At 60.6% G+C, this 12,765-nt stretch carries 11 protein-coding genes; all 11 read right to left on the reverse strand.

The genetic code is table 11. From position 1 onward, the window contains the following. Nucleotides 1-29: 29 nt before the first annotated feature. From QN370_RS11825 to traC, 11 genes are read right to left on the reverse strand one after another with little or no spacing between them, the layout of a single operon-like run. Entirely contained in the window at nucleotides 30-2,918 is a 2,889-nt protein-coding gene (locus QN370_RS11825) for a conjugal transfer protein TraG N-terminal domain-containing protein (RefSeq protein WP_322127110.1), read from the reverse strand. Between the two features lie 47 nt (nucleotides 2,919-2,965). Then, nucleotides 2,966-4,402 (reverse strand): conjugal transfer protein TraH, encoded by a 1,437-nt coding sequence (locus QN370_RS11830; RefSeq protein WP_322127109.1) that lies wholly within the window; start codon nucleotides 4,400-4,402, stop codon nucleotides 2,966-2,968. A gap of 18 nt (nucleotides 4,403-4,420) precedes the next feature. Beyond that, nucleotides 4,421-5,251, reverse strand: coding sequence for a conjugal transfer protein TraF (traF, locus tag QN370_RS11835; RefSeq protein WP_322127108.1), 831 nt, complete (start codon nucleotides 5,249-5,251; stop codon nucleotides 4,421-4,423). 10 nt (nucleotides 5,252-5,261) lie between these two features. Next, nucleotides 5,262-5,633, reverse strand: a complete 372-nt coding sequence (locus tag QN370_RS11840) for a hypothetical protein (RefSeq protein WP_322127107.1) — start codon at nucleotides 5,631-5,633, stop codon at nucleotides 5,262-5,264. Continuing rightward, nucleotides 5,633-6,946 carry a conjugal transfer protein TraN gene (gene traN / locus QN370_RS11845; protein ID WP_322127106.1) on the reverse strand — a complete coding sequence of 438 codons (1,314 nt, stop codon included), beginning with the start codon at nucleotides 6,944-6,946 and terminating at the stop codon, nucleotides 5,633-5,635. The genes QN370_RS11840 and traN overlap by 1 nt, the downstream gene beginning before the upstream one ends. Continuing rightward, on the reverse strand, nucleotides 6,943-7,635 hold the full coding sequence (trbC, locus tag QN370_RS11850) for a type-F conjugative transfer system pilin assembly protein TrbC (protein WP_322127105.1): 693 nt from the start codon (nucleotides 7,633-7,635) through the stop codon (nucleotides 6,943-6,945). The genes traN and trbC overlap by 4 nt, the downstream gene beginning before the upstream one ends. Continuing rightward, the gene (gene traU / locus QN370_RS11855) at nucleotides 7,625-8,629 is read right to left on the reverse strand and encodes a conjugal transfer pilus assembly protein TraU (RefSeq protein WP_322127104.1); all 1,005 of its coding nucleotides are present in this window, start codon (nucleotides 8,627-8,629) and stop codon (nucleotides 7,625-7,627) included. The genes trbC and traU overlap by 11 nt, the downstream gene beginning before the upstream one ends. Continuing rightward, on the reverse strand, nucleotides 8,629-9,243 hold the full coding sequence (traW, locus tag QN370_RS11860; protein WP_322127103.1) for a type-F conjugative transfer system protein TraW: 615 nt from the start codon (nucleotides 9,241-9,243) through the stop codon (nucleotides 8,629-8,631). The genes traU and traW overlap by 1 nt, the downstream gene beginning before the upstream one ends. Before the next feature lie 13 nt (nucleotides 9,244-9,256). Further along, nucleotides 9,257-9,790 (reverse strand): S26 family signal peptidase, encoded by a 534-nt coding sequence (locus QN370_RS11865; protein ID WP_322127102.1) that lies wholly within the window; start codon nucleotides 9,788-9,790, stop codon nucleotides 9,257-9,259. 18 nt (nucleotides 9,791-9,808) lie between these two features. Continuing rightward, complete coding sequence (locus tag QN370_RS11870) at nucleotides 9,809-10,174, reverse strand: hypothetical protein (protein ID WP_322127101.1); 366 nt, start codon at nucleotides 10,172-10,174, stop codon at nucleotides 9,809-9,811. Beyond that, on the reverse strand, nucleotides 10,171-12,762 hold the full coding sequence (traC, locus tag QN370_RS11875; protein WP_322127100.1) for a type IV secretion system protein TraC: 2,592 nt from the start codon (nucleotides 12,760-12,762) through the stop codon (nucleotides 10,171-10,173). Before traC ends, QN370_RS11870 begins: the two co-directional genes overlap by 4 nt. Between the last annotated feature and the right edge of the window lie 3 nt (nucleotides 12,763-12,765).

The raw sequence follows: 12,765 nt of genomic DNA on the forward strand, positions 1-12,765 counted from the left end.
GCTGTGTTTAGTACCGCATCAATGCCTGCTCATTTCTTCTTACCGAGCGCACGATCAACGGCATCCTTTGCCTTGTCGCCAAGCTCTTTCGCGCCGTCAACGGCGTTATCAAAGCTCTGTTTTACATCTTCGGCAAACAGATCCCTCGCGTCGTTGCCTAAAATGCGTTTACTGCGTAACACGCCATCCGGATTGCCAACGCCTTTGCTATCCACCCCGGGTGTCGTCTTGACGATGCCCGTCACAGTGTCGAAATTTTTACCTGCCTGATTCATTGCACCACTCTGGCTGTTTAACGCGGCATCGGCACCTGAACGCTGACGACTAATTTCACTGTTGACGTTATCGGACAATCCACCAGAATCAATCGAGGATGTCGGATTGGCACCCACCTTCGATTTCATTTTTTTGTAGGTATCGTCCACACCCGACTGGAGTCCCTTCTCCGCAAGATTGCGCTGGTGCTGTTCATTGACCGCCTCGTGGCCCCACGGAAGATTCGCACCCTTCAAGTTGCGCTGTGGCCGTGTCAGCGCACCGTATTCAAGGAGCATGTTGTTGATCACCGTTTGTTGCGCTTGCGGCGAACCGTCGTGGCGCGCTACGGCTTCCAGCATCCGTTTCCAGTTGGCGGGATCACGCATCATGTCAATTGAGGCACGCTCGTCGCGCGTCTCGGCGTAGCGGGCTTCTTCGGCGAAGCTGGTGAGTTCGCGTAAGGTTTCCTCTGCCCTTTTTTCGCGGGAGACGCTGGTTTGCAGCCGGGAAACCAACTCTTCAGAGTCCTTGCCGGAGCCGATGACGGCAGTTCTGAACTGTTCATCAGATTGAAAGCGGCGAGCGTATTCGTTGAGCTTCGCTGATTGCTCACTGGTCATGTTCTGCGCAGCCTCTTCGTAATTTCTCTGCAGACCGGACGAGTAGCGTTGAGTCAGCGCACCGCCGGCACTCACGTCAACTCCCGCACCTTGACCACCTTTACCTCCACCACCAATCCCGCCACCGATATTGCCGGCGGCATCAAAAAGTAAATATGCCGCAGTCCCCTCATCCTTGCCAATCGTCCGCGCATACCGCTGCACCATTGACTTCACATCCCCATAATTCTGCTGTGCCGCTGCCGACTCGGCACTCGTGTACGCGGACCCGAGCTGACTCGTATCAAGATGCTCCCGTCCCTTGCTCACCGACTCGGCCAGGGCAGCAGACTTCTGTCGAGAGGCTGCCTCAAGCTGTACCTTGGTGGTTTCGATGCCCTTGCTCAGACGCTCCTCGACGGCGGTTCCGAAACCCCGGCTTGACGTCATCGACACGTAGCCCTCGTTCTGCGCAAGGCTGACTGTGCGCTTGCCGGACAGGATGTTGTCATTGAAGGTGTTGTTCGACAGTTCGTCCTGCCACATGCGGGCATAGGCCGATGAGCGCGTTGGCGTCGTACGAACCTGATCCATTGAGACATTGCCACTGGAGAGATTGCCTGCAGCAGCACTGCCTGTGCTGCCGGTCAGTGCACTCTGCAGGCTGCCCACACCAGTGATGTTCGATTGGCCGATCGTGTCAACGCCTTTCACTACCGACCACGCCACCGCTGGCAACGCCACCATCAGCAAGTAACCGACCACCGCTTCGGCAGAAATGCTGTTCTGATACACCGGTGACGCGGTCAGCAAACTCATCCCCGTCCCCGACGGCATATGTGCCGCCGCCGCAATCGATTTCGCACTGGCCAGCGTCGCAAAATAATTCAGAATCGCATACACCGGTGGCCAGAGCTGTATCCAGATCAGTGCCACCAGATATGATTTCAGCGCCATCACCGTGCCCTGTCCGTAGGTAAAAAACAGCAGCAGGATCACGAACGGAAAAAGCGCGTAAGTGATCCCTTCGAGCGAGTTGCGGATCAGCGGCAGCGCCTCCTGCGCGACATGACCGAAGTTGATCCATGACGCGTTGATCTGCGCCATCGCCTGCGCGCGTCCCATCGCCAGGATCAGCGAGGACGGATCGTTGAGCTTCTGGCCGATGATCAGGCTGGTGTCCTTGACCGAGTTGATGACGGCATTCTGGCGAATGAGGTCGGCCGCCGACGACGCGGCTCCGGCGAGGTTGGTCTTGACGTAGGCCGACCAGACCTGATTGCCGAGTTCAGCCTGCGCTTCGGCCACCGGCAGGTTCGGGTTCACCAGCACGGCCAGCGAATTATTGAGGTCCGCCACTTGCGCCGGCATCCGGTTCGACAGGTTCAGGTAGGCCTGCGGACAAGGTTGCGGCACCACCTTGCCGGCGACCGCTACAGTCGAATACCGTGCCGGATTAGGCGACGTGCCCATCAGCGTCCACAGGTCCGTGCTGCGCGAGAACGCCGCCGGATTGATGGTGCCGTCCGACAGGTCGTACATCGTGCAGTTGTGGATGAAATTGATCATATCGGTACGGAAGGAAGGATCGGCGAAGACCATGCTGCGCGTCTCGCGGATGAGCCGGTTACCGAACAGTAGTCCGTGTTTCTGGTAAGTCAGGTCAGATGGCAACTGGCCCGGACCGGGGATGAACTGGAACGCCGCTTCGAACAATTCGGTCAGGCTGTTGCCGATGACGCTGGTCAGGTGTCCGAATACGGCAGCACCGAACGGCACGTTGCTCACCACCTGGACTGGTTGCGTGCCGAGCTTGTCGACCACGCTCACGGTGACCTTCGGCACGAACAGGATCGAATACACGACCACGACACTGCCCAGCCATTTCCAGCCGATCAGCTTTTCCGGGGCGAAGGCGTAGGCCAGACCCGCCACCATGAACCCGATGACGGCTACTGCTCCCAGCGCACCGAGGTAGTTGCGCGAGCCCATGATGGCTGCGATCGCATTGAAGATGCCGAACAGCGCATCGTTGTTCCCGTAAGAAAAAATCTCGTACATACACCACTCCTTTCTCGTTGATCACATCCTTTGCGAACGAGCCGGCCTCACTGGGCCGTCATCAGTGCCGACTGGCCGAGCAAGTCCATCACGTGCTGCGGCATGTTTGCGCGCAGTTGGCGCTCGATCCGTTCGAGATCCGCAGCGACCTGGCTGAAGGAGGCTGAGCGCGCACTGACGCGCTGACGCTCCGCATTGAGTTGCACCAGGTAGGTACGGACCCGTTCTCGCAATTCCGCAGCCAGTCCCTGCTGCTCAGAGTTCATGGGAAAGCTGTTCGACAGCACCTCCAGCCCTTCCCGGAAATTGCGCTCCAAAAATCCGAACGCATAGTCGACCGCCACCATGTCGCGGTACTGCATGATCAGTATCTCGGCCAGTCCGGAACCTTCGATCGTGTTGCCGACCGCGAGCATCCGGTACACCGGCTCAGAAGTCCGGTTGACGAAGGCAGTCTCCTGCGGCGATGGCGTGCCGCGCGTGCGGATCTTTTCCGACAGACTGCGCATGAGGTTCTCGACCTTGGTCGTCAACGGTTCGTACAACACATCGTTGACTGGTACCGGGTTGTCGCAAGTGTCGACATTGCCTTGACAGGACAGCAGAGAAATCCGCACCTTGCCGCCACCGGCATCTTCATTCCCGTACAGCATCTGGTTGAGACTGGTGAGCACCGGCGGCACCGTGCGCGGAGTACGGTCGTCCGGCAGCACGATGACGGTACCCACCATGCTCATGATGATTTCGGCTTCCTGCGGATCGAAGGCAGTGCTGCGCTTGAGCGCCTCCCAGGTCAGATTGCCGACAAACGGTGCCATCGCCCGGGCACTTGCATCGCCACTGCTACGACCGGCATTGAGCACGTTGTTCTGCTGCGCCGGATTGCAGCGCCGGCGCGCGGCATCCTCGTCACTTTCCAAACCAAGTTGCAGCGCCACGCGCACGCACGACGAGAACGCATCAAGACCGCTCGCATTCGCGCCACCGCGCACCAGCGCCTGCGCCGTCTCGCAGGAATTGATGCGGGCATTGTTGATGAAGGTCTCAAGACTCTTGATCCACTCGACCTTCTGCCCGAGCAGCGGCGACACCGACGACAAGGCCAGCTGGAACGCGACACCCGGCAACGCGGCGGTAATATTTTTCAGAATGTTCTTGAACTCGGCGGCAGACACGTGCGAGAAGCTGCCGCCAAACGCATCGATCCCGCCGCAACCTGCTTTTGCAAACGGGAAGTCGATGGTAGCCAACTGGTACACCTTGTTCGGCGCGCGAATGAACAGGTTGCCGCCCGTGTAGGTGTTGTAGGTCTGGCCGCGAAACGCGCCGGGTGCGGTGATGTTATCGATGGTGCCGAGGTTGTTGAGCATCTTGTCCACCTCGCTTTGCAGGTTGCCAGCAAGGCCATCGTGCGCGGGCAAGGTTGCCATCACCACGGCCAGTACCAATGCGACGGATTTGCGGAATGGGTAGTACGTTTTCATATCGACTCCTTTCATCAACTAGCGCACGTTCATGCGCTTGCTCGCACTCGGCAGCATGCCGGCAGCTTCAGGGCGACTGACAACGTCGAGCCGTTCAAGCAGTTCGCTTTCGGACAGCACGCCAAAGCCGATCGGCGTGATGCGCCCGCTCGCCGGATCGGCCAGATACAACGCCGGCACGTGCTTTACATCGAGCGTGCGGGAAATGCCGTTGTCGATACGCGGACGCGGAAACGCCGGCAACGTGCCGCCATCAAGGCTGATGCCCTCGACCTGCAAACCAAATTTCGCTTCGAACTCGCGCAGGTAGGGCGCGAACGCATGGCAGTACGCGCAATCACCCCGGAAAAAGAAAAACAGCACGTGGCTCTTTGCCAGCGCCGCCACCGAAGTGGCACGGTTGCGCTGGGTCTGCGCATTGAACACATCGAGGGCACGCGCATTGACCGGTCGTCCGGTAACTGTGTAATCGAGATCCGGCGTCGCCCAGATCACGCGCTGCCAGACATCGGCAAAGCGGGAGGACTTGTCGACGACCAGCGCCTGTAAATCCAGGTAACGGCGCACGTTGTCTTCGGTAGGTTGCATGAACGCGATGCGCTGGGCGTCTTCTAGCTGCTTTTGTAAGGCCGCAAAAGCCGTCAGTTCCGGTGACGATTCAGCCGGTTTCGGCTTGGCGGGAGCGGGTGTCGGCCGGGTCTTGGGAGAAGTCTTCGGCGGGTCTTCATACCAGTGCCAGCCGCGTTCCGAATCGCTCCAGTACGTCCCGGCGAAACCGGGTGCCTGCCCGGCGCCGGCAGCCGTGGCGATCAGCCACATCATCACGGGTAGCCAGCGCGCAGCCATCATCACTCCCCTCTCAATTGGCTCGGGGCGGCAAGCCGTCCCGGCAATAGTTCAAATCGAACACGACGGTCCTGCGCTTTGGTGCCAGATCCGCCGGCAACACGACACCGTCCTGTGCGAACACTACTTGCAAGCGGCAGCACCCAGCCTGCGTGAGACGGGACAGCGTCGTCACATCAATCGTGATCGGCGCGTCCGACCGGAAGCGCTGGCTGATTGCCTGTGCCAGCGAACCGACGAACACGCCGTGCGCGTCACCGCCTGGCGCGTCAATGGCAGCGACCATTAGCGCGCGTACATCATTGACCGGCACGCGCGCGACATTGTCGGCACTGGCAGAAGCGGCGGATAACGCGAGGATGATCATGGCCAACGACCTGTCCATCAACACCTCCCTCGCCCGTCAGCACAACGTCCGACCCGGCCAGCGGCAGCACCCTGCACCGCCTGCACATTGGGCAAAGTCGGCACCACCGACGCATAAAACTCCGTCAGGTCCATCGCTGCAAAATCAAGCCGCTGCAATTGCGCAATCGTGAAGCCCGAGCAATCGGGGTTCTGTGCGCCACCCCATCCCTTGCCAACCTGAGTCCGTCCCTGCTCGTTGATCATTCGCGCCAACCGGCTGTTGAAGCAGCAGTGCGAATGGGTGTGTTCGATGCAACTGACGCATTTGCCGAACACCCGTATGCACGACGAGCACCAGCTGCCCGTGTCATGGCACAGCGCTGCGCCTTTTTTGAGGGACAGCAGGCCTTCGTCGCGGCTGCAGGACAGCGTCGAGATCGCGGCAGTGAGCACCACCGCGAAGGCCAGCGACCACGGATCGAAAGCAACTGCAAACGACTCGCCGCTCGACAGCAACACTGACCCCGCCGGCAACGCCGTACCGTTGACCGCAACGGTCACGCCATAGGTCGTGAAAGCACCGTCAAAACCGGCACCGGTCAGCAAGGCACGCGCACCGCGATAAACGAATTCGCGGTTGTCAGCGTTCATCAGCACGTCATAGACCACGCGAGAGCCGACGCCGAACAGCGACTGGTTAGTCATGCCGGCACCGGCACTGTTCGTGGTGCAGCAGTTCTTAAAGAGACGATCACGGCAGCGATCGTCCTCGCCGCGAAAGACCTGCATGCGTGCGGTATCGAGGTAGACACCGGCCTCGCGCGCGGCTTCCATGAAGGTCACCGTGCGAGCGAAATCGGTGTCGCTGGCGTAGGCAGTGTTGAAGCAGTTGCCGCCGATGCAGCACTGACCGGTAGATGGCTGCGACGCGGCCAGGCAGCTGCCGTAATAGGACGACAGGTCACCCAGTGCTGCTGCCGGATTGCGCTGCAAGTCGCGGGTCGCAGCAACGCTCGCATCACTAGCAGAAACCGGAGCACGCGGCACGCCAGCGGAAACAGCCGCGCCATGCTGTGCCTGGCAGACTGGATCCGCTGATGTGTTGTCGCAGGCGCGCAGTCGAGCGGCTCCTTGCTCCTTCAGCGTTGTCGACCCGGCCAGCCCGACCTCCGGTGGCGTCGTCGTGTAGCCCGGCACCACAGAACGGGCACTCGGCGCATCGACCATCCCGCGAATCTCAGCGTTAGCGCTTGCGCCGACCTCGCGGCCCTCGTCGCCGGGGGCGGCTTGCACCGTTAGCTGATGGCTCAGGAACACCATGATCGTCAAATAAACGGTGCAGGATTTCACGGTGCGCGCACTCTCAATTTGTCGAGAAAGCCGTTCGCCTCATGGCCAAAACGCGGCGCGGTCCGTGCGATGAAATCCAGCGCATAGTCGAGCGACACATCCCCCGCGACTGAGACATATGCACCCGGCGGCAGGCACGTCGCTTCGCCGCACTGCTGCGCCTGCACGCCACCGCGCACTAGCACGAAGGTAGGTGCCTTGCTGACCGCAAAGCGATCAAAGGCTTGCGGATCAATCTGCCACGCGACCTGCTGCGTGCCGATCAGGCGACGCACATGGGTCATCGTCTGTTTGAGTGATCCGTTCTCGAAGCCACGCAAGAGCAGTACCGCATGGGCGCGGGCGGCCTGAGCCGCCAGTCGCACCAGTGCCGGCTCGGGCATGGTCAGCGAGACGAATACCAGTAGCGATGGTCCCGTCATCAGGCCTTGTGCTCCCGCGATCCGCTCGCGGTTTGCTTCGAACCGACGGGCCAGCGCTTCGATATCGACCTCTTGCGTACCGGCCGGTTTTGGTAGCGATTCGATGTTTGGTATCGACGGCGCAGCAGCGTCGAGTTCTGCCGCCGACGGGGTGCGATAACGTTCCCGTTCACGATCCAGATCGGCGTCGGTAATGACCGGCTGCGCGGCACACGCACCGGCCAAGACGATGGACAGCATCGACAAGAAAATTCGCTCAGTAGCCAAGGCAGCAGTTCCTTTTCCTGAACAGCAGATACGCAAAGTCCTCACCCTGCACCGGGTACTCCTTGCCGGCACCCCACAGCACCGTGGTGCGACCAAACGGCTGGCAGCACTTGCCGCCGTCCTTGCCGGTATTCGGAATCGGATACGTCAGCTGGGTCTTGTAAGCGCGCTTGTCCATCACCGGTTCGAAGTACGGACCGCACAGACCCGCGGTGCCGTGCGCGCCCCACGCCAGCAATTCGCGATGCATTTTTGCGGTCAACCGCTGTGCGATCAGTACCGATGTCGGGATGCCGCCGAGATGCACTGGCACATGACCATCCATCGGATACAGCCCTCCCTGGCAACCGGCACACCAGAACAGGTCGCGCACGCCGAATCCCACCGACGCCGCCACGCAATCGGCCGCGCACGCCGCGATCGCAACCGGATTAGCGAACAGCGCCGCATCCGGATGCAGGATCAACGACAACTCGTCATCGGCCCACAGAGGATCAACTTCGGTCAGATAGGCGAGATCAAAACCACCCCGCTCAAGGCACGGAAAATCGGCAATCACGTCAAGCCAGTACAGCACCGGGTTGACGTAAAAATGTGCCTGATAAAAGCTCTTGCTGGCGTTGCCGCCATCGCGCGTCTGCAGCGCCGCTTCGGCTGCCGGCAGTCCCGGATCAAGATTGATACCGCCCATCGTCACGAGACAAAACGGCTTGCGCACCACCTCGACTTGCCGCACCGGTTCCCAGAATCCGACCGACAAGCCAATCGTCGGATTGACACCGCACGAGCACACCGGATTCGACGGATTCTCGATATCTTCCTGCCCGCCGAGATTGCCGATCTGCGCCGCGCCGATCGACAGCGGCAGCAGGCAACTCCAGCAGATATCGGTCAGCGGATTCGGGAACTTGCCGGTGCACGTCAGCGCCCCCGCCTGCGCCGTGCTGCAGCAGGCGATGAATAGCACCAGCAGATGGAATAAGCGGGTCGTCATTACAGCACCAGCACATCCACACGCAACCGCATCCCTTCCTGGGACACGAGCGCCGGCACCTGCGTGATGCCGAGTTGCCGTACCAGCGTGCCGCGCTGGTCGTAGTAGACCGGCACGCGCCAGCGCTGCATCAGTTGCAGGTACGAGCCACCGACGAGGATAGGCTTGACCTTGCCGCGATAGCGATCGATCAGCTTGCGCGCGCCATCGACTTGCCGAATGTCACGCGCATCGAAGAACAGCAGGTGCCGCGACAGCGCCACTATTTCCAGCGGGTTCTTGCGGGTACCGGCCGGGAACAGCGTGCGGCCCTTGTCGTCGCGAACCGGTTCTGAAAGCGTAAAAGTCGGATCGATGTAATGCATGCTCTTACTGGTCGCAGCCGAAATGTCGGCCAGCGGCGGCGGATTGCGCACCGACTCGACCGCGCGCGTGCGCGCCTGCTCCTGCAAGCGCGCCAGTTCGCCGCTGCGTTCCTTCTCGCGCAGGCGCTGGCTGATCCACTGCAGCAGATGGGGCTCGCCGATCGGATAGGTCGGACCGATCACGCCGAGGTCATCGGCAATGACCAGCGACGGGAGACACAACGCGATCAGAAATGCGGAGCGGGCCATCTCGCTATCCCTTTCAGAAAAGTACCCATGCCCGACCGGCAATCTGGTCGACGCCAACCAGACCACTGCGGGCATAACGCGAATCGAAACTGTCGGGTCCGTCGCCTTGCATGTAGTAGCGGGCGACGGGAATCACGCCGGGACGGATAACGTTCAGCGGCAGGTCATCCCAACTGCGCGGCTTGGCGAGTCCGACCGGTTCGCCATTGATCCGGACGCTGCGTCCATCAACCGAAATACGGTCGCCCGCGACACCTCGTATCCGCTTGAAAAATGGCGCACCCTGCAACGCGATATCGCACTCCTCGTCGCCGCCCACATAACGAAACACAACCAGATCGCCCCGTCGCAAATCCTCCGGCGCGTGTTCGAGATAGACGACACGAAACGGCAGGCTGTGGCTGACATTGACCCGTACGTGATCGAGCGCCCAGCCATACGCGATGACACCAGCCAACCACAATGGCCAGCATCGGCGAACCTGCAGCGCCAGCGCGATACTCTGGTCAAGTCGGCGGAGCAGCCAGCGTTGCAGAAGCGAAGCCATCGTGTTTATCCCCTTTGTCTAACCCGGCAAGCCGAGCTTGTGCCGCAGCAGCGGCGTCAGGTCGATCGTGTCCGGCGAATGCCCGAGGATTGCCGTGCGCACCAGCACCAGACAACCACATTCCTGCGGCAGTTGTTCCAGTGCGACGGGCAGATCGCGGGCGAAGTCCGAAGCGATTTCCATCGCCTTCTGGCGGTCCCGCTCAGTCGCACCGGCGCGAGTGACGATGTCGGCGAACTGCTTTTCCTTGACGGACCAGATGGCGGCGATGTCGATGACACCGACCCGCCGCATCGGCAGGATGACGAGCCGGTGATAGGCCGTCAGCACCATCGCAATGAGCACCAGACTCGCGACAAAATGGATGACGAATGCACGGTTCATCGGGTCCCCCTTTCACGCAGCACGTCAGCAATCGCCTCGTCGATCGACATCCCGCGCGCGAGCCGCTCATCGATTGGCTTGTTGTCTTCGAGCCTGTTGGAAAACAGCAGCCGGGTATAGGGATCAAGCACCAGTCGTGCGACGCCCTCCCCGACCGGCGAATAGATGTACATCTCCGAGAACGCACCCGGTTCGAGGCGCAGCGAGTTCAACATGCGTTTCTTGTTCTCGTCCATGACGATCTTGCCGTGGCGGTGCAGCTGCTCGATCGATTCCTTCTTGTTGCGCAAAATGAAGAGCCAGTCCGAGCACTGGAACGCCACTTCCATCTGGCGCGAACCGTAGTAATCGTCGGCCTGCTGGGTCGCAGTAATGAGGCTGCCACCGTACTTGCGCGCGCGGCGCGCAGCCTCCTCGACCACGGCTGCCTTGATCGGATCATCGGCACCGATGTCACCCAACTGCTGCTTGAGCTCGTCGATGATCAGCAGTTTTTTGCGATTGCGCGTGAGGTACATCTCGCCGGTGATGCGATTCAACAGCAGCATGTTGATGACCGCGTGCAGGTCGGGTTTGCGCTTGAGCTCCTCGTTCTCGATGACGACGAAATCGTTGGTGAAATCAACGTTGGCACGTCCCTCAAAATAGCGTGCGTACACGCCGCTGCGGGTATAGGGTTCGAGCATCAGCGCGAGGTCGCAGATACGCTGGTCGACCGGACCATCGAAGTCCGGCAGCACGCCGGCCTTGAAGACCGATTGCAGTGCCGTGATCGTGGTCTCGCGGCCGTACTGATTCCAGCAATGGACGATCGCCTTGTTGATGGCCTTGCTCTGTACTTCTTCGAGCGTCTGGCTCATCGACGCCATCTTGCAGATGACCGGATGCAGCAAGTCCATGTCTTCGTTGATGTCGACCACGTACGAAAACGGATTCAAATTGATCACCGTCTCCGGCTTGAATTCGATGTACTGCCCGCCGACCTTTCGACACAGCTTTTCAAAACTGCGACCCAGATCGAGGATCCAGACTTTCGCACCGGTGGCACTGTACGACCAGGCGAATTCGTTGAGCAGTACCGACTTGCCGCCACCGGGCGAACCGACCACGGCGGCGCTGTAATTGCCCTCGACGTTGTCGAACATGTCGAGCGTCATCACTTGGCCGCGCCGACCAACCAGCAGCAGCGTCGGCGTATTGGTGCCGCGCCATTCCGCGATCAGTGGTGCAAGATGCACCGCGTTCGATGCCTTCTTGCGCGTCGTGCGTTTCTCGCGGCGCAGGTCGGCAAACAGTGCCGGCGACAGCATCATCGGCAGGCTTGCGAGCAACGCTTGCCGGTGCATGTAGACGTCGTTATTTAGCTCGAAGCCACGTCCGCGCCACAGCGCCTTGACGGCTTCCTCGGCCCGCAACGCCTTGTCCGGGCGCGTGAACAACGCGACCTGGTGGTACATGCTGATCGCCGCGCCACCCTGGTCGATCGCCTGCGCCATGTCGTTCCAGTCATCGAGTTTTTTCTGGACATCGGGCATCACGTGGGACATCGTACTGCGCGCATTCTGCGTCGCGCGCCAATGATTCGCTGTGACTGATGTGCGCGAGCCAGTCGGGTCCGGCACGTGCACGCCCATCGTGATGAGGAACGGACACGGGTATTGCAGCGCCGGTTGCAGCATATCGCCGATCAGTGCGCCCATGTCCCACAGCGGATAGGTTTCGGGAAAGGACTTAATCGAATAGAAGCGCACTTCCATCTCATCAACGTGACCGACACGGCCAAGGCGCAAACCATAAGGCGTGGCTTCCTGCACCGTGTCGCGGTCGACAATCTGGTCGCGGATCGCGCGACCGTCGTCGTAGTGCAATCGAGCCGGATCGCACTGGAACAACCGGTCCGCATTCGTGAACAGCGCGCACCAGTTGATCAGATCATCTGCACCACGAGGCTCGTTAGTCAGTTCGGCGGCGCGCAAGGTCGCGCTAATACTGTCGCGCAGCGTGACTGCTTCATTGATGCGAGCACGTTGACCTATCGTTCCCGGCAAAGAGACGCTGATCAGCAGACGGAAATTGCGGATCGTGAAGTGGTAACCGGGTGCCAGACTGCGCTGCGCTCCGTCCAGAAAATGGGCAACCCGACGACGCGCCAGCGCACGATAAACATTGCGGTTGCGCGCTGGCCGTCCTTGCGCGCCTGTCCTTTCGGCCTGATCCGCATCCTCGACACGCAGGCTCGCATAACGCCGCAAGGTGTCGCGCAGATGCGGCGACGCCAGCAGATGGAACTGCACGCCAGCCAGTGCCGGGCATGATGGAAAAATCGATTTCATCACGTCCGCCATGGTCTGGTCGCCACCGCTTTGCGGCATCACTTCCAGCACGAAACCAATCGTGTCGCGATTGACGAAGATGCCGTCATCGGGCGAATAACTGAGGTACGGCAACCAGCTAGCAAAATGATCGGGGCGGTCGTCACGCGGTCCCATACCTAGTAGCGACTGCATGCCATCAAGCCAGCCACCGATGCCGGTCGATGACGTGCCGTCGTCGTCAGGTATCGGCATTGAGTAAGTCGAGTTCGCCATCCT

It is taken from the genome of Actimicrobium sp. CCI2.3 (assembly GCF_035019065.1).
Classification (GTDB): Bacteria; Pseudomonadota; Gammaproteobacteria; order Burkholderiales; family Burkholderiaceae_D; genus Actimicrobium.